Consider the following 19,506-nt stretch of genomic DNA (forward strand, 5'->3'; position numbering starts at 1 on the left):
AATACAATATAGTAAAGACACGAAAGATCTTTCATTCACCTTGCAGTAAAAAGGAGGGGTGGGCATGAGTCAGATTATCACAATTTCAGAAAAGAAAAAGTTCCTGCAATGGTTTCTTTCTAAGTATGAGCTTAAGAAAAGGGAATGCGCTTGGTTATTAACGTACCTCATGTCAGATGACGAATTAATTGACAAAGTACGATTTGTTGACGAAACGAACTCCGATGATATTCGCTCTATGTTCATGTCTACCAAATGTGTACGGGGTAATGCTTTTCGATTTATTAAAGGCAAGTTAACTACTTCAGATGTCGAGAGAGCTTTTCATGATATTCGTTTGCATCCTGAAGAAGAGATCCTAATTACACTTTCGTTCCATCAGTCAGAATCATGCTATGAATATGCGGCTGTACGGGAGGTTGATCCTATGGAGAGGTATAATGTTACTTCGAACAGTTGGTATAGTTTACTTGCAGAAATGGTTCTAGATGAGGCTATTGAAAGATTCCAAAAAGAAAGACTGTATCAACAGATTAATCAGTCATTAGAGGATAAGGACAAAGAAAGCTTTCTAAGATTAAGTCGTCGCTGGACAGAACTTCATACTGAAGAATAATGAATCAATAAATAAGAGTTTATCCTGTTCTAACCATCGATAAGACTCCTCCTCTATAGAGGAAGATAACCGACGGCTAGAACCAGATAAAGGCTCGGCAATCGCCGAGTTTTCTTTATGTCAAGTTCAATTTTTTATAGTTTATAAGGAATAGAATCGTACACGGTAATAAAAGATATAATATAGAAAGTAGGCATCAATTATGAAATGGGATATTCATTCGATTGAAAAATTTCTTGCAGCAAGAGAATACATAGATACTGCCTTAATACCTATTGCGAAATTAGATATGGGTCCCACATGCAAGCAATCCGTAGAAAAGCTCAATACCCAGCTTAAAGTAGCTCAATACATTGAAGATCAGCTTCAGGGACGCTTAATGCTTTTTCCTCTGTATACCTATGTTAGACAAGCCAGTGGTTCAGCATTAACGGAACAGGTTTCGCTTTATACTGAGTATTTGTTAGAGCATGGATTTCAGTATGTGGTATGGCTTGGGACTGAGGAGCAACGTGCTGAAATCAATAATCCTGCTGGAGAATGGCTTTTCCTCTCAGAACAAAATGAAACAAATCTAACTGAAGAAGCTGTTCAGATTAGGGGAGTGGCTGAGGAATTTTTACCAAATATCATGAATTTGTGGAAAAAAGGATAAAATATGAAATAAGTTTACCTTTTTTTAGACATCCTATTCTTGACGTGACATGAAGATTGGACTATTATTGATATGTCCTAGTATATAATTATGTTATTCATGTCCGTAGAGGACTTATTTTATTGTGTAGGGAGGTTAGACAAATGAGTGAAAGAAAGCAACAAAGTGTATCAAGAAGACAGTTTCTGAACTACACTTTAATGGGAGTTGGCGGGTTCTTAGTGGCAGGAGTAACTACACCAATGTTAGGGTTTGCTATCGATCCTGCTTTAAGACCTGAAGCGGAACGTGATATGGTTGCTGTCGGAAATATGAAAGACTTTTCTGAAGAACCAAAACGCGTCGACTTTAAACTCCCTGTTCAAGATGGTTGGGCCAATTATGATGTTTCACTATCTGCATGGGTTACCAAGACAGGTCCGGCTTCAGTGCTAGCGCTTTCGCCAATCTGTAAACACTTGGGATGCACCGTCACTTGGGGAAGTGATAAGGCTCCCGCAGATCATTTCTATTGTCCGTGCCATGATGGGTTGTACACGAAGGATGGATCGAATGTACCTAATACACCGCCCAATGCTCCATTAGATGTGTATCAATATGTAGTTGAAGAGGACGGAACATTGAAGTTAGGAAAACCTGTTCCTCGAGAGGAGTTGTAGAAACGTGCTTAAAAAAATGTATGATTGGGTTGACGAACGAGTAGATATTACCCCGATGTGGCGAGATATCGCAGACCATGAAGTACCTGAGCATGTTAACCCTGCTCATCACTTTTCAGCATTCGTATATTGCTTTGGCGGCTTGACCTTTTTTATTACCGTCATTCAAATCCTATCAGGAATGTTTCTAACCATGTATTATGTACCTGATATTGTGAATGCTTGGGAATCTGTAAGATATTTACAGAATGAAGTGGCTTACGGTCAGATTGTTAGAGGGATGCATCACTGGGGTGCTAGCCTTGTTATCGTAATGATGTTCTTACATACCTTGAGGGTGTTTTTCCAAGGTGCTTACAAGAAGCCGAGAGAACTTAACTGGGTTGTCGGTGTGTCTATTTTCGGAGTTATGTTAGGTTTAGGATTCACAGGATATCTTTTACCATGGGATATCAAAGCTTACTTCGCAACACAAGTAGGATTAGAAATTGCTGCCGGATTACCTTACATAGGGGATTTCGTCTATACTCTGCTTAATGGAGGCGACATCGTGGGAGCGCAAACATTAGCGCGTTTCTTTGCGATTCATGTTTTCTTCTTACCAGGGGCCCTTCTTGCTTTAATGGGGGCGCATTTCATTCTGATTCGTAAGCAAGGAATTTCTGGACCACTATAAAATGGAGGTCTCTCCAGCAATAAGGGGGGTAAATAATGGCTAACAATCACGATAAGGATATTAAGTATGTTGGGGATTCGAGGATTACTGCGAAACGTACTCCTAATATCCCACCTGATTATTCTGAATTTCCCGGGAAGACAGAGCCTTTCTGGCCGAACTTCCTACTAAGAGAATGGATGGTAGGAGCAGTTGTATTAATTGGATTCTTAGTCTTAACGGTTTCACATGAACCACCACTTCAAATTAAGGCTGACCCCACTGATACAAACTATCTACCTATACCTGACTGGTATTTTCTATTCTTATATCAATTATTAAAGTATACGTATGCTTCAGGACCTTATGAGTTAATCGGCTCCGTTGTTATTCCTGGTTTGGCTTTCGGTGGCTTGTTTTTAGCACCGTGGTTAGATAACGGTCCTGAAAGAAGACCTTCTAAACGTCCTGTTGCTACCGGTTTAATGCTGATGACCATCGTAGCTATTTTCTACTTAACATGGCAAGCGGCTGATCACCATGATTGGACGCAGGATGAGCGGTACTCAGCCAAGAATCAAGTAGCCATAGATACCAATACAGACGGCTATATCCAATATTCAAGTTATTCCTGTATAGGATGTCATGGAGATCAGCTTCAAGGTGGAGCCGCTGGACCTTCCCTTGCGAAGGTTGGTGCAGAACACGATGCTGACTATATCAGAGATGTTATAGTCAATGGTAGTGAAAACCAAGCAATGCCTGGCGGACAATTTGGAGGTACTGAAGAGGAATTAGAAGTATTAGTAGAATGGTTATCAAGTCTAGAATAAAGCTTAAGAGAAAGCTGACTCAGAATGAGTCAGCTTTCTTTATCACGTTCTAAGCATCGGTAAGACTCCCTCCTCTATAAGGAGGGAGATAGAAGTCTACTTTACATAAGGTGGGGGTGTTTTCGTGTTTCTTTGGAGTTATTTCATCTCTTGGTTAGGGAAAAGATCGACTCTATGGTTGGTACTGATGATTAATTTTCTGGGTACGATCTACGGTTACTATTGGTATAAGGAGCAGTTACTTCAAACAAGCTGGTGGCTATGGCCTTTTGTGCCTGATAGTCCGACGGCAAGTTTATTTTTTTGTTTCGTATTAATTGCTTTATTATTACATAAAAAATGGCCACTTGTTGAAGCATATGCAGCAGTAACATTATTTAAGTATGGGATCTGGGCAACCATTATGATTCTGTGGACCAATCAGCTTGGAGGTAAGCTTCAATGGGAGCACTATATGCTAATGACCTCACATGTAGCCATGGCAGTACAAGCCCTGCTATACAATCGCTATTATTCATTTAAGCTCAAGCATGTAGCCATTGTTGCTTTATTAACAATCACCAATGACCTATATGACTATACATTAGGGATTTATCCTACACTGGATTGGCGCTTGGAATCCTATCTATCTACAGTCTATTTATTTACTTTTAGTTTAAGTATTCTAAGTGTATTTTTATTTAGTTTATTAGTAAAATTAAGGTTAGAAGAAAAAAATAAAATCCTTTCCTGATTTTTTAGCATAAACTTGTCCTTTTCCCCATAGTATGAATTACTAAGGGAGGGGTTTCATAATGAAATTTATAACTAAAGGAACTATTCATGTACTAATGATCGTTGTCTTATTACTTTCATTTCATCACTTAGGGTATGCGAGTCATGGACCGGATGATCTTGAATCGATTCGGGAGTGGCAAAGGCTTAATGAATTTGCAGAAGAGGCCCTCTTTTTGTTGAATAAAAATGAGTTTGAGGCAACAAAAAAAACATTGAATGATTTATCCGCACACTTTTTAACGTTGGACACGGCGAAATATTTGGGACAGGTTGAACAGGTACATGTGATATTAAGTACAATAGTAGAAGCAAAAGAAACCTTAAACAAGGTTGAATTTGATATCAAACAGGCAGAAAGTAAATTGCTGAGAATGAGATTAGCATTAGATGCAGTTTCTCATCATCAACAACCATTGTGGATTAATTATTATCCTTCCTTTGTGAAAACAATGGATGACTTGCAGTATTCCTTAGAACATAATAATCGGGATCTTTTTTACCACTCGATCAATCTACTAGAAAAACACTTTGAAATGGTGCGCCCTTCTATGTATGTTAGTCATCCAGGCTCCGTGGTTGAAAAGCTTCATTCTCAGCTTGTCTATTTGACCACAAATAAAGAGGAGCTATGGAGGGAAAAGGATCGAGCAGTTGACATGCTCTCCTCCTTAGAACATGATGTAAATATTGCTTTCCTGAAGAAAAAAGAGGAGAGCTTGCAGTCCATTACTCTTCTCATCTTTGGTATTAGCACACTTATTCTTTCTGTATTATCTTATGTTGCTTGGAGAAAGTATAGAGGAGAACGAGAAAGAAGACCAATTACATGGAAAAAATTCATGGATTAAATATTGACTATTTTTGACCAAAAATCTTATAATATAGATAGAAAAGCGAACAGAGAAGATACAGCAGCTTTTCAACATTGTTCAAAACTTTTAGGAGGTAAGATATGGGATTTCTTGTCTATTTTATCATTATTTTAGCTGTACCAATACTCATTCAATTGTATCTAAAAAGAACATATGCAAGCTTCTTAAAAGTGTCCGCCTCATCCGGATTAACTGGTGCTGAAGCCGCTAGAAAAATCTTAGATGAAAACGGCTTATATAACGTGACCGTTGAAGTGGTCAAAGGAAAGCTGTCCGATCATTATGATCCAACTGCGAAAGTAGTCCGTTTGTCAGAGGATAACTACTTTGGAACATCTATTGCTTCTATTTCAGTGGCGATTCATGAGGTAGGTCATGCAATTCAGGATCAAGAAGGATATCCTGCCTTAAGACTTAGACATTCCCTAGTACCTATAGCTAACTTAGGCTCTAACTTTTCATTTTTCCTTATTCTTGGCGGAATTCTTTTTCAGGTTTCAGGGCTCTTCTTATTAGGAATTGCTTTTTTTGCCGCAGCGGTGCTTTTCCAGGTAGTTACCTTGCCTGTAGAGTTTAATGCTTCTTCAAGAGCATTAACAGCTATGGTGGGCTCAGGGTTGATCAAGAATAATGAAGAAGCAGGAGCTAGAAAAGTTCTGAATGCAGCAGCATTAACCTATGTTGCCGCAACGGTAATTGCCATCATGGAATTATTGCGGTTTGTATTAATGTATGTTGGAATGAATAATGACGATTAAAATTAAAATGTTGAACCTCTCCAATTGGAGAGGTTTTTTTCGTGCAACGAAATATTAATGATGCTTACCATGATTTTGGTGAGAAGGATGGGGGCTACCGTTATTCATGGAGTACCCTCGAAGTTGATCATACAATTCAATTTGTTCAGCGCTGAAAATTTCCGCAGTAGCAAGATGGGCATTTAAATGAATGCTTCTTAATTCCCCATCTAATAAGGCAATCTTTTGGCTCATCATTTCCACGTCTTGAAGCGTGATTCTTCGGTTTCTAAACTCTTCTTCAAATTGTGTTTCAAGGTCAATGATTTTAGCTCCTACTTTTTTTGCTTCGTCCTTCATTTCCTGAAAAAGTTCCTTTAGTGTTTGCTCTTGTTCATTGGTTAGAGAAAGCTCAGCCGCTAGCTCTAGGGCATGGAGAGGACCTGGATAACTATTCAATTCTGCCGTTAAGGCGTAGCCTGCTCCTGCCCCATTAAGTAAAGCATGAATCCTGTCTTCAGACATCGCCTTGATTTCTCTGTCGGTCATATCAACGTAGGGGCTTATGGACTCAGGTGATGTAAGAGTGTTGCCTTCGTTATGTAATGAGAAGCATCCTGATAAAAAGAAGGTGATTGCCACAAGTAAGAGGTAAGCTTTGTTCTGCATTCATATGTCTCCTTTCTTATTTTCTTCATCAATAGCCCGAATAAGGATATTCATTGACTCTACAACTTGCTCAAGTTTTTCTTCTGGAATATTGGCTGCAATACGATCAAATTTCTCTTTTCTAGATTGGTCTAGCCTGTGCGCCACATTTTCGCCTTTTTCACTAAGCTTTAGTAATTTTACGCGTTGATCGGAGGCAGAAGCTTCTCGCTCTAACCATCCTTTTCTTTCTAACTGCTGGAGCAACCGACTGACTGAGCTTTTTTCGAGCTGAAGTATTTGTGTTAACTCTGTTTGTGTCAGCCGCTTTTTTTTGTGAAGTTCCATAATTGTATGAGCTTCCGAAATGGATAAAGGCTGTCCACAGGGGGTTCGCTCGGCATGATGAAGTCCCAAAGAGCGAATAATTGTAATCATTTGATTATGAAAATGAAAATGGGTCAATCGCTCCTCTCCTTTCATTCGAAATAAGTTGTATGAAACAACCTTCTTTTAGTTGTATTATACAACTAAAAATGGATCTTGTAAAGAGCGTGATCATTTCTCTGCTTGAACAAAATCCTTTGAGTTATACAAGTCCACTTGGATTAGTGCTATAATATAAAGTAACTTGGCTACAGGGGGTAATTGTCATTGCGCACTATTAACGTAGAATACTCTGACCAATTTGATTTATATACATTTATTCGCGATCAGGAGATACACAAAAAAGATCAGATATTGATACAGGTGTTCACGTCTTATGTGGATGAAGAATACATTCATTCGTTACGTAGTCATTTACTTGATGTATTACCTCAGGCAACCATCATAGGAACAACAACTGATGGTGAAATATTAAATGGCCAAATTCTAACCCAAAGCACAGTTTTATCTTTTACAATATTTGAAAAAACAAGTCTATCGGCAACCTGCATCGAGTATGCCAGCAGCTCTTGTTATCAGACAGGAGTGGAACTGGCAAGGAGAGTGGTGACTAAACGGACTAAAGCCCTTCTTGTTTTCGCTGATGGTTTAAATACGAATGGAAATCAATTATTAAATGGAATTGAATCTGTTGCAGAATCTCTAGTCGTAGCTGGTGGTTTAGCAGGAGACGGAGGTTTCTTTGTCAATACCTTTGTCTTTACCAATCATAAGCTGACGAATAATGGTGTTGTGGCAGTTGCCTTAGATAGTGACGACCTACTTATTAATACCGCCTTCAGCATAGATTGGCATAATATTGGGAAGGTATTTACAGTGACGAATGCTGTTGATAATAGAGTTTACACCATTGATCATAAACCAGTGCTTGATATCTACAAGCGCTACCTTGGGGAAGCCATTCTAGAAAGAATGCCCCTTCCTAGTTTTCCATTAATTGTGGAGCGAGATGGATTACCTATCGCACGATCCGTGCTTGCGATTCATTCAGATGGTTCAATCTCTTACACAGGAGATCTGTTAGACGGAGAGAAGGTTCAATTTGCTTTCGGGAATACGGAAAAGTTACTATCTTCAACTAGAAAACTAGCCCACTCGATAAGCAAACAACCTGTAGAATCAATGTTTATCTACTCTTGTATGGCAAGGAGAAGATATTTATTTAATGGAGAGGATGTTCAAACATCCCCCTTACAATCAGTGGCACCAACGGTAGGGTTCTACTCCTATGGAGAGTTTTATCATAATAAAGGTAGAAATGAGTTATTATCTCAAAGTCTAACCATTCTGATTCTTTCAGAAAGTGAGGAAGTGCCGCATAAAGAATTTACATTAGAAGAGGAAATGGAAAATCATCAACCCATGATTGATAATTTACAAGTACTCTCTAACCTTGTTAAGGTTTCCACTGAAGATTTTCAGCTTCTCAACGAATCATTAGAGGAATCTGAACAGCGTTATAAATCTCTTTTTGAACATAATCCAGATATTGTTTACTCGCTGGACCTTAATGGAAAGCTCGTTTCTATGAATAAAGCGTATTCTAAAATATTGGGCTATCAATTAGATGATATTGAAACGATATTTAAGAGAATGGATCGTAAGGAAAAGCGGAGAATCATCAAATATTGGAGAAAGATTATTCAAGGTCATTCAGAAGCATTTGAAGTAAAAGCAACGCATCAAAATGGATCAAAGATGTATTTTCATTTAACGAAAATTCCGATTATCGTAAATCAAAAAGTGGTAGGGGTCTATGGAATAGCCAAGGATATCACTCAGCAGAAAAAAGTTGAAAATCAAATTGCCCAGCTTGCCTATTATGATTCATTGACGGATTTGCCCAATAGGGTCCTCTTTAATGAAATATTGAAGACAAGCCTCCAAAAGGCAAAGCAGAAACAACGAATGCTGGCGCTCCTCTTTATTGATTTGGATCGCTTTAAAACAATTAATGATACCTTAGGTCATTTTGTGGGAGATCAGCTACTGAAGAGAATCGCCAAACGTTTACGCAACGTAATTAGCACCAAAGGAACCGTAGCGAGATTTAGTGGGGATGAATTTATTATCTTACTTGATTCGATAGAGGACGTAAGAGAAGTTGAAGATATGGTTCGAAGTTTGTTGCAAGCCATGAAAGAACCGAATCTGGTGAATGGTCAAGAGCTTATTATTTCTACTAGTATTGGAGTTAGTATGTACCCAGAAAACGGGCATGATGCTGATTCCCTCATGAAAAATGCGGATAGTGCGATGCACAAGGCTAAAAAACAAGGAAGAAATCGATACCAATTCTTTACCACGGAGCTGAATGAAAAAAAAGCTTTAGAAAGCTTATTGCTTGAAAATCATTTGCGTAAAGCCTTAGAAAAAAATGAATTTATTCTGCATTATCAGCCCTTTATTTCTTTGCATACGAATCAGATCGAAGGCTGTGAAGCTCTGATTCGTTGGAAGCATCCAGAGTTAGGTTTAATTTCGCCCGCGACCTTTATTCCTTTAGCGGAGGAAATGGGACTGATTGATGAAATCGGTAATTGGGTGATTCGAACAGCATGTCATCAGAATAGGGTATGGCAATTGCTGGGTTACTCTCCTATCACCATGTCAGTCAATGTATCTGGACAGCAGTTTCAGAGGTCTGATTTTGTCGATCAAGTGAAGGAGATCTTAGAAGAAACGTTTTTAGACCCAGAGTATCTACACTTGGAAATTACAGAGAGTATTGCTCTAGAAGATGTTTTGCATACAATGAGTGTATTGAATGAACTAAGTGAACTAGGTGTTGGAGTAGCGATGGATGACTTTGGAACAGGGTACTCCTCCTTAAGCTATTTAAAGGATTTTCCCATCGATATTTTAAAAATTGACCGTTCCTTTATTCGTAATATTTCACTATTTGAAAGAGAAACAGCCATTGTGAAAGCGATTATTTCCATGTCCAAGAGCTTAATGATTCGAGTCTTAGCAGAAGGTGTAGAAACAGAGGAGCAGCTCTATAATTTGAGAGAGTGTGGCTGTGATATCATTCAAGGCTTCTTATTCAGTAAGCCCCTTCCTCAAAAAGAATTTGAAGTGCTTCTCCAAAATAAATATTCCTTAGACTAACAGGAAAAAAACGGGTATCTTTGCAGTAGACACAAGATACCCGTTTTGTTGTCTCTTTCTTCCTTACTCTTCTCTTAATGGTTTCTTCTGTTCGTCATGGGTGAATCCTTCACCAAGCACATCATGCACATCATTGACAGCTACGAAGGCATACGGGTCAATGGATTTTACTAAATTTTTTAAGCGAACAATCTCATTACGACTCACGACACAGTAGAGGATTTCTTTTTCACTTCCAGTAAAAGCCCCTCTGCCTTGGAGCATAGTCGTTCCTCTATCCATTTCCTTTAGAATTTTACTGGCAATCTCCTGAGCCGATTCGGAAATGATCATGGTTGCTTTTGCTGCATAAGCTCCCTCTTGCATAAAATCAATAACTCTAGCCCCGACGAAGACCGCCACGATGGTATACATAGCCAGCTTATGATCTAGATAGATTAGGGAGAAGGTAATCACAGCTAAATCGAAGGCAAACATCGTTCTCCCCATACTCCAGCCATAGTACTTGGCACAGAGTCTGGCAATGATATCGACTCCCCCTGTTGTCCCTCCATAGCGAAAAACAATCCCTAAGCCAACACCAGCACAAACCCCTGCATAAAGGGCTGCAAGAAGCAAATCATCTCCAAGATAGAGTTTGAAATCCTCGAAAAGCCATAGAAAAATAGATACAGATACCGTTCCAATAATGGTATAAATAAATGAGTTCTTACCAAGTACTTTCCAACCAATGAAGAACAGTGGGATGTTTAAGACAAGATTCGTGATCGCTGGATTAAATTCAAACACATATTTAAGAAGGAGTGTGATTCCAGTGAATCCCCCTTCAACAAGCCTGTTGGCAATATTAAAATAATTTAATCCAAAAGAAAAAATAGCACAACCGATCAAAATCATAATGATGTTCTTCAGCTTAATTGACATGTCAAATCCCCTCCGTATTCATAGCCAAAGCGAGCTCTCTGTAGTAAAATAAACTTACATGATAAATTCCACCCAAGATTGTTTCGTCTTGCTCAAACATATCATATATTGTACCATGAGCGCTATGAGAAAAGGGAGTGAAGGATATCATGGAGATGAAGAACAAGTATGTGCATGAAGCCTACTCAGCCATTTTTCAGCAAGATTTCAAAAGGGCGATAGACTCCTTTCGAAAAGCGATAAAAATTCATCCCAAAAACCATTCACTATACTACAAGCTATCGATCACTTATGCTAGAAATCAGAACCTGCAGCAAGCGATCGAAGCCATCCAGCAAGCCATTCACTTATCGCCGGAAAAACCGTCTTATTTAATACATTTGCAATCCTTAAAAATCAAGCAATTGGCTCGAGAAGCTAAGAAAGCTCTAGAGAATAAAAGCGATGTTGAGCCATTTATTGAGCCATTACTCGAATCTATTGAGCTAGACCCTTTGCAAATTGAACTAAAGTGGATTTTGGGATTAATTTATATGTACCTTGAAGATGATCAAAAGGCTGAAGAACAGATGCTAGAAATACTCAAGATAGATCCAGAACACAATGAAGCTTTACACTATATTAAAAATAGGAGTGAACAAAAGAGAGATGTCCATTAACGTAGTCGTAGCAGGTGCAAAAGGAAGAATGGGTAGTGAGGCAGTCAGAATGATTCAACAGGATCCCGAGCTAAAGTTAGTTGGTGCTGTAGACTTAAAGCTTTCTGGTGTAGATGTAGGAGAAGTGATTGGAATTGGCAAGATAGGCAGCTCCTTCTATACAGATCTAGAAGAAGTATTAAGTACATTTGAAGTAGATGTTCTGGTTGATTTTACAACGCCCATGAGTGTAAAGAAGAATATGGAACTAGCTATTCGACATGGGGTTCGTCCTGTAGTAGGTACGACAGGATTAACCCCAACAGATATTGAAGAATTGGACAACTTATGTCAGGAACATCAAGTAGGGGGGATCATTGCTCCTAATTTTGCTATTGGTGCCATTCTGATGATGAAGTTTGCTAGACAAGCAGCGAAGTATCTACCTGATGTTGAGATTATCGAGATGCATCATGATCGTAAGCTTGATGCGCCTTCAGGTACTGCCATCAAAACAGCAGAAATGATCGCTGAGGTTCGTGAAGAGCATAGACAGGGGCATCCTGATGAAAAGGAAGAGATAGATGGAGCAAGAGGTGCCTTCTTTCAAGGGTTTCCAATACATAGTGTGCGCTTGCCCGGCTTAGTTGCCCATCAGCAGGTGATTTTCGGCAGTGAAGGAGAAACGTTAACCATTCGGCACGATTCCATTCATCGTTCTTCCTTTATGCCTGGGGTTAATCTGGCGATCAAGAAGGTCCTTGAAATCAATCATTTAATTTATGGCTTAGATAAGATTATAGATTAGCACTTCGGGAATATAATAGAACAGGGAGATGGGAACATGAATATAGCCTTAATTGCTCATGATGGAAAAAAAACGGACATGATCAACTTCAGTATTGCGTATGAACATATTTTACAAAAACATTCGCTTTATGCAACTGGAACAACAGGTCAAAGAATCATGGAGAACACTGCCTTGAACATCCATAGACTTATGTCAGGGCCTCTTGGTGGAGATCAGCAAATTGGTTCAATGATCGCAGAAAATAGAATGGATCTCGTGCTTTTTTTCCGTGACCCGCTCACTGCTCAGCCTCATGAACCAGATATTATCGCTTTATTACGCTTATGTGATGTATATGGGATTCCTCTAGCGACGAATATTGGAACAGCCGAAGTTTTAGTTAAATCGATCGAACAAGGCGGTTTGGATTGGAGAAATGAAGTAAACAAAGAAGGGAAGGGAGTTATTCTAAATGAATGACCATAAATTGAATATTCTTTGTTTTGGTGCTCATCCCGATGATGTCGAAATTGGCATGGGTGGAACAATTAAGAAGCAGGTTGATTTAGGATATAAGGTTGGAATCTGTGATCTTACCTTAGCTGAGCTTTCATCCAATGGGACCGTCACACAAAGACAAAAGGAAGCAGAAGAAGCGTCAACGATTTTAGGAGTGACGGAGAGAATAAATCTAGGATTTCCTGATCGAGGCTTAGAACCAAGTCGAGATCTGTTAGGAAAAGTAGTTTCTGTTATACGGAAATATAAGCCCGAAGTCATTTTCCTACCTTATGAAGAAGATCGTCATCCCGATCATGGGATGACAACAAAGCTGGTAGAGGAAGCGATTTTCACCTCTAATATTCGCAAGTTTCAATGGGCGGGGGAGGAAGAAGAAGCACACAAAGTATCACAAGTCTATTACTATTTTATTAATGGCATGGCCAAGCCACACATTATGGTTGATATTTCTTCGTACATAGATAGTAAGAAAAAGGCACTAGAGGCCTATGAATCTCAATTTATGAATTCTTCTGGAAGTGTATCTACAAGGTTAAATCGCGGTTTTGTCGAGGTAGTTGAGGGCAGAGAAAAATGGTTTGGAAAAATGATTGATGTGAGTTATGCAGAAGGCTTTATGGTCAAGGAGCCAATGGTACTATCTAATCTTGTTCCCCAATTTGGAGAAGGAAGTGGCCTATGAAATCATCCGAAAATAAATTGAAGATTGGGATTACTTGCTATCCTTCTCTTGGTGGTTCTGGAGTGATTGCCACTGAATTAGGAAAGCTGCTGGCTGAAGAGGGGCATGAAGTTCATTTTATTACTTCAAGTATGCCGTTTCGTTTAGGGAAGTATTACCCTAATATTTTCTTCCACGAAGTAGAGGTTAATCATTACTCTGTGTTTAGATATCCACCCTATGACCTTACGTTAGCAAGCAGGATGGCTCAGGTAGCCAATAGAGAAAAGCTGGATATTCTGCACGTACACTATGCCGTTCCACATGCCATATGTGCCTATTTAGCGAAACAAATGATTGAGCATCCTATTAAAATTATTACCACTCTTCATGGGACAGATATTACTGTCTTAGGGTATGATCAAACATTAAAAGACATGATCAAATTTGGTATTGAAAAATCTGATGTAGTGACGGCTGTTTCAGAAAGTTTGATCAAAGAAACCGTAGATCTATTGCAAATCTCTCGCCCCATTCATAAAGTATATAATTTTGTGGATAAGCGAGTTTATTTTAAAAGAGACAGCAAGGAATTGAGAGAACGCCTGGCACCAAATGGAGAGAAGCTAATTGTGCATATTTCTAATTTTAGACCTGTCAAAAGGGTTATGGATGTTGCCAAGATTTTTCAGCAGATCTCTACAGAAATAAATGCCAAATTAGTTCTCATTGGAGAAGGACCTGAGTTTCCTAAAGTATGTCAATGGCTAACAGAGCACTCTCTATGTGATGATGCGATCTATCTCGGGAAACAGGAGGACACATCTGTCATCCTATCACAGATGGATTTGATGTTATTGCCATCAGAGCAAGAAAGCTTTGGCTTAGTTGCTCTAGAAGCAATGGCTTGTGGTGTGCCTGTGATTGCTTCAAATGCTGGAGGGCTACCCGAAGTGGTCGTGAACGGTCAGAGTGGGTATACCTTTCCGATTGGTGCAGTAGATGAAATGGCGAATGCGGCGATAACCTTACTTAAAGATCCTATTCTATATGAAACATTAGCTGAAGAAGCTATACATATGGCGAAAAACAAGTTCTGTGGTCACGAAATTCTTAAGGACTATGAGAATTTATACTACTCCGTCTTGAATGATCAAGTGAACCTAACAGAGTCATGAGTAAATCCTACTTTTTTCTTTTATTCGACTGGAATATCTTAGAAAGTACAATCATGATAACAAATAGTTTTTTCATCAGAAATGGCTCCCTTCAGTCTGTTCATAATAGTATATGGAAACAAGATGGAATTTGGTGAAAGTGTGAGTGATATCAGATGAATCTATTTGAATTAGGAAAAAATGTAATTCTGGTTTTGGAGGAGCATGGACACCAAGCTTATTTTGTAGGTGGTTTTGTTCGAGATGTATTGTTAGATCGACCTATTCAGGATATTGATATTTGCACTTCAGCCTTACCTGATGAAGTGATCACATTATTTGAACATGTGATACCTACAGGGATTCAACATGGGACGGTGACCGTGATGATCGAAGGTGCGCCAATAGAAGTGACTACATTTAGAACAGAGGAAGGGTATCTGGATCATAGACGCCCTTCGTCTGTTTCTTTTGTTACTTCTCTTAAAGAAGATTTATTGAGAAGAGATTTTTCTATGAATGCAATGGCAATGGACAAAGACCGAAATATATATGATTATTTTCAAGGGAGTGAAGCTCTAGAGAATAAGGTCATCACCACCGTGGGACAAGCGTTTGAGCGATTTAGTGAAGATGCTCTACGTATCATGAGAGCCATTCGTTTCAGCGCTCAGTTAGGTTTTACCATTTCAGAAGATGTTATTCATAGCATGATTCATTTCAGAGAGTCGCTTGAGCTTGTTGCGATTGAAAGGACGGCGGCAGAATGGATGAAAATCATGGATTCCCCCTATCCGAATCAGGCGATCCACTACCTCATCCAAACAAAAATTCATCAGGAGGTCTATCCCTTCCGTTGCATTGCTCGTCAATTAGAGCTTGTTCAAAAGTTTTCCTTGTCTGGATTAGAACCTATAGAGAGATGGGGGCTTCTGCTGACAGCAGAAGAACAGGATATGGACGGAGCTTATTCATTTTTAGCTTCATTGACTCTGACCAAAAAAATGAAAAATCAGGTGCTTCTCTTGGTAGAAAATCTACTGAGATACCCTACTATAACCCTCTTACAAGATTTATCGGCATTCGAACTGTATCATTTAGGTGTCGAAAACACCTTTCATCTTATTAGAATCAATCATTTAAAGACCAATGGAACCCTGCCGAACTTATCGAAACAAGTTGTGCAGGAAGGGATTATGAAACTACCACTAAAGAAAGAAACAGGTCTTGCGCTGAAAGGGCATGAAATGGCATTATATCTTCAAAAGGAGCCAGGTAAATGGATAGGCGAGACGATAGAAAGCTTGATAAGGGCTGTTCTAGAAGGAAAGGTAAGCAATAACCAAGAAGAACTGTTACAGTATCTAACAAACCTAGTGAAGCTGGAGGATGAGAATGAATGAGCTCTGTAAGGATTCAAGTACTACATCAATTATTAGAAAATGAAAAGGAATACTTGTCTGGTGAGGAGCTAAGTAAGGTATTACAGATCTCTCGTACTGCTGTATGGAAGCATATCGAAGAACTACGCAAAGAAGGGTATGTGATTGAAGCGCAAAAAAAACAAGGGTATCGTATTTTGGAGATTCCAACCACTTTATCAGCATCAACACTACTACCCAAGCTCAGCACGAAATGGTTGGGGCATGAGCTTCATGTGTATAAAGAAGTGGAATCGACCCAATTGATTGCTCAAAAATTAGCTCGAGAGGGAGCGCCATCAGGAACCATTGTGATTGCAGATACACAATTAGCCGGTAAGGGGAGGCTGGGACGGAAATGGTATTCTCCACCAGGAACAGGCGCTTGGCTGAGCTTGATTCTTCGTCCAGAAATCCCTGTTCCTTCAGCACCACAGCTTACATTATTAGCTGCGGTTGCCATTCTGAAAGGAATACGGAAAGTGACTCCGCTGGAAGCAGGCATCAAATGGCCGAATGATGTATTAATTAATGGCAAAAAAGTGGCTGGTATTTTGACAGAGCTAAGTGCAGAAGCAGATCAAATCAATCATGTGATTGTAGGTGTGGGGATTAATGTAAGTCAAGAAGAAAAGGATTTTCCTGAAGAGCTTCAGCAGATGGCGACGTCCTTGGAACAAGAGCAAGGAGAATCAATTGATCGAAATGATCTGATCGTCAGCGTATTAAAGGAATGGGAAGAATTATATGAAATGTATATACAGTATGGATTTTCTCCAATAAAAACATTGTGGGAAGCCTACACAGTTTCCTTGGGAAAAGAAATTGTTGCTAGAACTTTGCAAGGGCAATACCAAGGGTTGGCATTAGGAATTACAGATGAAGGAGTCTTATTACTCCAGGATAGGGAAGGCGTTATTCATAAAATTTATTCAGCAGATATAAAGACAGTCTAATCTGGTTTTGGTATAATAACAAGGAAGGTGGTATCCAGCTTATTGGAACCATACTTGTTCTTACTAGCAACTAGAATAATCACATATTTTGCCTACGAAAGTGTTCTGCCTTGAACCACAGTTTGGACAGGGACAGAGGGATCGTTAGCATATTAGCTATGTCTATGAACCTTCTGCCAGTAATCGACTGTCAGAAGGTTTTTCTGCATATTATCGAAATGTCAGAACGAGCCCTCCTCCAACTTCACACCAAAAGGAGGAAGAAAAAATGAAAAGAATAACAACTGCTTCACTAAAAGAGATGAAGGAAAAAAAGGAACCCATCACAATGGTGACAGCCTATGACTACCCAACCGCTAAGATTGTCGATCAGGCAGGGGTAGAGATCATTCTAGTAGGAGATTCCTTAGGCATGGTGGTCTTAGGGTATGATTCTACTGTACCTGTTACAGTGGATGACATGCTTCACCACACCAAAGCAGTGACCAGAGCTAATACGAGTGCGCTTGTTGTTACAGATTTGCCCTTTCTAAGCTATCATGGGTCTTTTGATCGCACATTAGAAACCGCAGGAAGGCTGATGCAGGAAGGGAAGGCTCATGCCGTCAAATTAGAGGGGGGAAGCGAAGTCGCTCCCACTATTCAGAGGCTGACCCAAGCAGGAGTCCCAGTCATGGGGCATATTGGGTTGACACCACAATCTGTTCACCAGCTAGGTGGCTATAAAGTACAAGGAAAAAGTGTAGAATCAGCTAAAAAGCTGTTAGAAGACGCTAAAGAGCTAGAAAAAGCAGGTGCATTTTCGATCGTTATGGAGTGTATACCAAGTGATTTAGCCAAAGAAATTAGTGAACAGCTAACAATTCCAACGATTGGAATTGGAGCAGGTGTTGAATGTGATGGTCAGGTACTCGTTTTTCATGATATTGTAGGCTTTGGAAGTGAAATTCAACCGAAATTTGTTAAACAATATACAAATATCGATACACATATAGAGCAAGCTATAACTACCTTTGTACAGGATACAAAGACGAGAGCGTTTCCAACAAAAGAACACTCTTTTTCAATCAATCACGAGGTTTTACAACAATTGTACGGGGGAAAGGAATCCATCTAGATGAAAATAATAACAAGCATAGCAGAATGGAGAAGCATTCGCTCTCAGCTTCGTAACCGAAGTATTGGTTTCGTCCCAACAATGGGCTACTTACACGCAGGGCATTTGAGCTTATTTCAGCAGGCCAAACAAGAATCAGACATTGTTATAGGGAGTATCTTTGTCAATCCTCTCCAATTTGGTGTAAATGAGGACTTCTCAACCTACCCTCGTGATTTAGAACGAGATGTAAAATGGCTTGAGGAAATGGATGTTGATTACGTTTTTGCTCCTTCAGTAGAAGAAATGTATCCTTCTCCAATTTCAACCCTTGTATCAGTCAAGAATATTACAGAAATGTTGTGCGGCGCTTCACGTCCAGGACATTTTGATGGAGTGGCTACTGTCGTACTTAAATTATTTCAAATCATTCAACCAGACTTTGCCTATTTTGGCTTAAAGGATGCTCAACAAGTAGCCGTGATTAATCAAATGGTATATGATCTTAATGTACCTGTTCAGATTCGTCCATGTCCGATCTTGCGCGAAAAGGATGGTCTGGCAATGAGTTCGCGAAATGTATATCTTTCTGCGGAAGAAAGAGATGAAGCCACCATATTGTATAAAACCCTTCAATGGGCTAAAGAGCAAATAGAAGCAGGCTTAAGGGATACGGAACGTCTAGAGAAGGGGCTCCTTGAGCAACTTAAGAACTCTCCTCTGGCGAATGTTGATTATGCAGAGATTCGACACTATCCAGATCTACAGAAAAAGAAGCAAATTGAGGGTCAGGTTTTGATTGCTCTAGCTGTTCGAATAGGTAAGACAAGATTGATTGATAATGTAATCCTTGAGATTAAGTGATAAGGGAGGAAGCGTCCAAATGTTTAGACATATGATGAAAGCTAAGATCCACCGTGCCACTGTAACAGAAGCGAATCTCCATTATGTTGGGAGTATTACTATTGATGAGGATTTATTAGATAAGGTTGACATCCTTCCCAATGAAAAAGTGCAAATTGTCAATAATAATAATGGGGCACGCTTAGAAACCTATGTTATTCCAGGTAAGCGAGGCTCGGGGGTTATCTGTTTAAATGGTGCAGCGGCTAGGCTTGTTCAGCCAGGTGATACCGTGATTATTATTTCTTATGCTATGGTTGAAGAGGCTAAAGCAAGAGATTTTAAACCGAAGGTAGCGATTATGGGTGAAGGTAATCAGATTATCGAACTCATGGATCACGAACTTCACGGTACCATTCGCTAAAGAATATGATAGGCAGGCTAAATAGTTAATTCTAACCATCTTTCATGTTTGGTATATCCTGTTT

General features: G+C 39.4%; 22 protein-coding genes. 19 read left to right on the plus strand and 3 right to left on the minus strand.

Annotation, left to right across the window (positions count from 1 at the left end; genetic code table 11):
* Positions 1-64: 64 nt before the first annotated feature.
* From JCM10596_RS08640 to JCM10596_RS08675, 8 genes are all read left to right on the plus strand, one after another.
* Entirely contained in the window at positions 65-616 is a 552-nt protein-coding gene (locus tag JCM10596_RS08640) for a ReoY family proteolytic degradation factor (RefSeq protein ID WP_025026779.1), read from the plus strand.
* 202 nt (positions 617-818) lie between these two features.
* Complete coding sequence (locus tag JCM10596_RS08645; protein WP_025026780.1) at positions 819-1,271, plus strand: DUF2487 family protein; 453 nt, start codon at positions 819-821, stop codon at positions 1,269-1,271.
* Between the two features lie 143 nt (positions 1,272-1,414).
* Positions 1,415-1,930 (plus strand): Rieske (2Fe-2S) protein, encoded by a 516-nt coding sequence (locus JCM10596_RS08650; RefSeq protein WP_025026781.1) that lies wholly within the window; start codon positions 1,415-1,417, stop codon positions 1,928-1,930.
* Between the two features lie 4 nt (positions 1,931-1,934).
* Positions 1,935-2,606 (plus strand): menaquinol-cytochrome c reductase cytochrome b subunit, encoded by a 672-nt coding sequence (qcrB, locus tag JCM10596_RS08655; RefSeq protein ID WP_025026782.1) that lies wholly within the window; start codon positions 1,935-1,937, stop codon positions 2,604-2,606.
* Between the two features lie 35 nt (positions 2,607-2,641).
* Positions 2,642-3,418, plus strand: coding sequence for a c-type cytochrome (locus JCM10596_RS08660; RefSeq protein ID WP_025026783.1), 777 nt, complete (start codon positions 2,642-2,644; stop codon positions 3,416-3,418).
* A gap of 187 nt (positions 3,419-3,605) precedes the next feature.
* A complete protein-coding gene (locus tag JCM10596_RS08665; protein WP_081791978.1) occupies positions 3,606-4,151 on the plus strand; it encodes a DUF1405 domain-containing protein in 546 nt (181 codons plus the stop codon).
* A 61-nt stretch (positions 4,152-4,212) separates the two neighbouring features.
* On the plus strand, positions 4,213-5,043 hold the full coding sequence (locus tag JCM10596_RS08670) for a sporulation protein YpjB (protein ID WP_025026785.1): 831 nt from the start codon (positions 4,213-4,215) through the stop codon (positions 5,041-5,043).
* Between the two features lie 104 nt (positions 5,044-5,147).
* Entirely contained in the window at positions 5,148-5,825 is a 678-nt protein-coding gene (locus tag JCM10596_RS08675; RefSeq protein WP_025026786.1) for a zinc metallopeptidase, read from the plus strand.
* Between the two features lie 54 nt (positions 5,826-5,879).
* Here the strand turns inward: JCM10596_RS08675 and JCM10596_RS08680 are convergent, their stop codons facing one another.
* Together JCM10596_RS08680 and JCM10596_RS08685 are read right to left on the minus strand one after the other, a co-directional pair.
* Positions 5,880-6,473, minus strand: coding sequence for a Spy/CpxP family protein refolding chaperone (locus tag JCM10596_RS08680; RefSeq protein ID WP_025026787.1), 594 nt, complete (start codon positions 6,471-6,473; stop codon positions 5,880-5,882).
* Positions 6,474-6,917, minus strand: coding sequence for a MarR family winged helix-turn-helix transcriptional regulator (locus JCM10596_RS08685; RefSeq protein WP_025026788.1), 444 nt, complete (start codon positions 6,915-6,917; stop codon positions 6,474-6,476).
* Between the two features lie 189 nt (positions 6,918-7,106).
* On the opposite strand from JCM10596_RS08685, the gene JCM10596_RS08690 reads away from it, so the two are divergent.
* Positions 7,107-10,010, plus strand: a complete 2,904-nt coding sequence (locus JCM10596_RS08690; protein ID WP_025026789.1) for an EAL domain-containing protein — start codon at positions 7,107-7,109, stop codon at positions 10,008-10,010.
* 63 nt (positions 10,011-10,073) lie between these two features.
* On the opposite strand, the gene JCM10596_RS08695 is transcribed toward JCM10596_RS08690, so the two are convergent.
* On the minus strand, positions 10,074-10,934 hold the full coding sequence (locus JCM10596_RS08695) for a YitT family protein (protein WP_025026790.1): 861 nt from the start codon (positions 10,932-10,934) through the stop codon (positions 10,074-10,076).
* Positions 10,935-11,083: 149 nt separating this feature from the next.
* On the opposite strand from JCM10596_RS08695, the gene JCM10596_RS24640 reads away from it, so the two are divergent.
* From JCM10596_RS24640 to panD, 10 genes are all read left to right on the plus strand, one after another.
* Positions 11,084-11,593 carry a tetratricopeptide repeat protein gene (locus JCM10596_RS24640; RefSeq protein ID WP_025026791.1) on the plus strand — a complete coding sequence of 170 codons (510 nt, stop codon included), beginning with the start codon at positions 11,084-11,086 and terminating at the stop codon, positions 11,591-11,593.
* Positions 11,583-12,380, plus strand: a complete 798-nt coding sequence (gene dapB, locus JCM10596_RS08710) for a 4-hydroxy-tetrahydrodipicolinate reductase (protein ID WP_025026792.1) — start codon at positions 11,583-11,585, stop codon at positions 12,378-12,380. The genes JCM10596_RS24640 and dapB overlap by 11 nt, the downstream gene beginning before the upstream one ends.
* 36 nt (positions 12,381-12,416) lie before the next feature.
* Positions 12,417-12,842 carry a methylglyoxal synthase gene (locus JCM10596_RS08715; protein WP_025026793.1) on the plus strand — a complete coding sequence of 142 codons (426 nt, stop codon included), beginning with the start codon at positions 12,417-12,419 and terminating at the stop codon, positions 12,840-12,842.
* Positions 12,835-13,566 (plus strand): bacillithiol biosynthesis deacetylase BshB1, encoded by a 732-nt coding sequence (gene bshB1, locus JCM10596_RS08720; protein ID WP_025026794.1) that lies wholly within the window; start codon positions 12,835-12,837, stop codon positions 13,564-13,566. The genes JCM10596_RS08715 and bshB1 overlap by 8 nt, the downstream gene beginning before the upstream one ends.
* A gap of 17 nt (positions 13,567-13,583) precedes the next feature.
* A complete protein-coding gene (gene bshA, locus JCM10596_RS08725) occupies positions 13,584-14,723 on the plus strand; it encodes an N-acetyl-alpha-D-glucosaminyl L-malate synthase BshA (RefSeq protein ID WP_025026795.1) in 1,140 nt (379 codons plus the stop codon).
* Positions 14,724-14,878: 155 nt separating this feature from the next.
* Positions 14,879-16,105, plus strand: a complete 1,227-nt coding sequence (locus JCM10596_RS08730) for a CCA tRNA nucleotidyltransferase (protein ID WP_025026796.1) — start codon at positions 14,879-14,881, stop codon at positions 16,103-16,105.
* On the plus strand, positions 16,102-17,079 hold the full coding sequence (locus JCM10596_RS08735; RefSeq protein WP_025026797.1) for a biotin--[acetyl-CoA-carboxylase] ligase: 978 nt from the start codon (positions 16,102-16,104) through the stop codon (positions 17,077-17,079). The genes JCM10596_RS08730 and JCM10596_RS08735 overlap by 4 nt, the downstream gene beginning before the upstream one ends.
* A 268-nt stretch (positions 17,080-17,347) precedes the next feature.
* On the plus strand, positions 17,348-18,196 hold the full coding sequence (panB, locus tag JCM10596_RS08740; RefSeq protein WP_025026798.1) for a 3-methyl-2-oxobutanoate hydroxymethyltransferase: 849 nt from the start codon (positions 17,348-17,350) through the stop codon (positions 18,194-18,196).
* The gene (panC, locus tag JCM10596_RS08745) at positions 18,197-19,039 is read left to right on the plus strand and encodes a pantoate--beta-alanine ligase (protein WP_025026799.1); all 843 of its coding nucleotides are present in this window, start codon (positions 18,197-18,199) and stop codon (positions 19,037-19,039) included.
* Positions 19,040-19,058: 19 nt separating this feature from the next.
* Complete coding sequence (panD, locus tag JCM10596_RS08750; protein WP_025026800.1) at positions 19,059-19,442, plus strand: aspartate 1-decarboxylase; 384 nt, start codon at positions 19,059-19,061, stop codon at positions 19,440-19,442.
* The last annotated feature ends 64 nt before the right edge of the window (positions 19,443-19,506 follow it).

The organism is Caldalkalibacillus mannanilyticus JCM 10596 (assembly GCF_000615945.1).
GTDB lineage: Bacteria > Bacillota > Bacilli > Caldalkalibacillales > JCM-10596 > Bacillus_AT > Bacillus_AT mannanilyticus.

Excerpts from the sequence above, each read along its gene's own strand:
- JCM10596_RS08730 (WP_025026796.1), top strand. The coding sequence starts at position 14,879 with ATGAATCTATTTGAATTAGGAAAAAATGTAATTCTGGTTTTGGAGGAG.
- JCM10596_RS08650 (WP_025026781.1), top strand. The coding sequence starts at position 1,415 with ATGAGTGAAAGAAAGCAACAAAGTGTATCAAGAAGACAGTTTCTGAAC.
- JCM10596_RS08645 (WP_025026780.1), top strand. The coding sequence starts at position 819 with ATGAAATGGGATATTCATTCGATTGAAAAATTTCTTGCAGCAAGAGAA.
- JCM10596_RS08715 (WP_025026793.1), top strand. The coding sequence starts at position 12,417 with ATGAATATAGCCTTAATTGCTCATGATGGAAAAAAAACGGACATGATC.
- bshB1 (WP_025026794.1), top strand. The coding sequence starts at position 12,835 with ATGAATGACCATAAATTGAATATTCTTTGTTTTGGTGCTCATCCCGAT.
- JCM10596_RS08665 (WP_081791978.1), top strand. The coding sequence starts at position 3,606 with ATGATTAATTTTCTGGGTACGATCTACGGTTACTATTGGTATAAGGAG.
- panD (WP_025026800.1), top strand. The coding sequence starts at position 19,059 with ATGTTTAGACATATGATGAAAGCTAAGATCCACCGTGCCACTGTAACA.
- JCM10596_RS08640 (WP_025026779.1), top strand. The coding sequence starts at position 65 with ATGAGTCAGATTATCACAATTTCAGAAAAGAAAAAGTTCCTGCAATGG.
- JCM10596_RS08735 (WP_025026797.1), top strand. The coding sequence starts at position 16,102 with ATGAGCTCTGTAAGGATTCAAGTACTACATCAATTATTAGAAAATGAA.
- JCM10596_RS24640 (WP_025026791.1), top strand. The coding sequence starts at position 11,084 with ATGGAGATGAAGAACAAGTATGTGCATGAAGCCTACTCAGCCATTTTT.
- JCM10596_RS08680 (WP_025026787.1), bottom strand. The coding sequence starts at position 6,473 with ATGCAGAACAAAGCTTACCTCTTACTTGTGGCAATCACCTTCTTTTTA.
- JCM10596_RS08695 (WP_025026790.1), bottom strand. The coding sequence starts at position 10,934 with ATGTCAATTAAGCTGAAGAACATCATTATGATTTTGATCGGTTGTGCT.
- panB (WP_025026798.1), top strand. The coding sequence starts at position 17,348 with ATGAAAAGAATAACAACTGCTTCACTAAAAGAGATGAAGGAAAAAAAG.
- JCM10596_RS08675 (WP_025026786.1), top strand. The coding sequence starts at position 5,148 with ATGGGATTTCTTGTCTATTTTATCATTATTTTAGCTGTACCAATACTC.
- dapB (WP_025026792.1), top strand. The coding sequence starts at position 11,583 with ATGTCCATTAACGTAGTCGTAGCAGGTGCAAAAGGAAGAATGGGTAGT.
- JCM10596_RS08660 (WP_025026783.1), top strand. The coding sequence starts at position 2,642 with ATGGCTAACAATCACGATAAGGATATTAAGTATGTTGGGGATTCGAGG.
- panC (WP_025026799.1), top strand. The coding sequence starts at position 18,197 with ATGAAAATAATAACAAGCATAGCAGAATGGAGAAGCATTCGCTCTCAG.
- JCM10596_RS08670 (WP_025026785.1), top strand. The coding sequence starts at position 4,213 with ATGAAATTTATAACTAAAGGAACTATTCATGTACTAATGATCGTTGTC.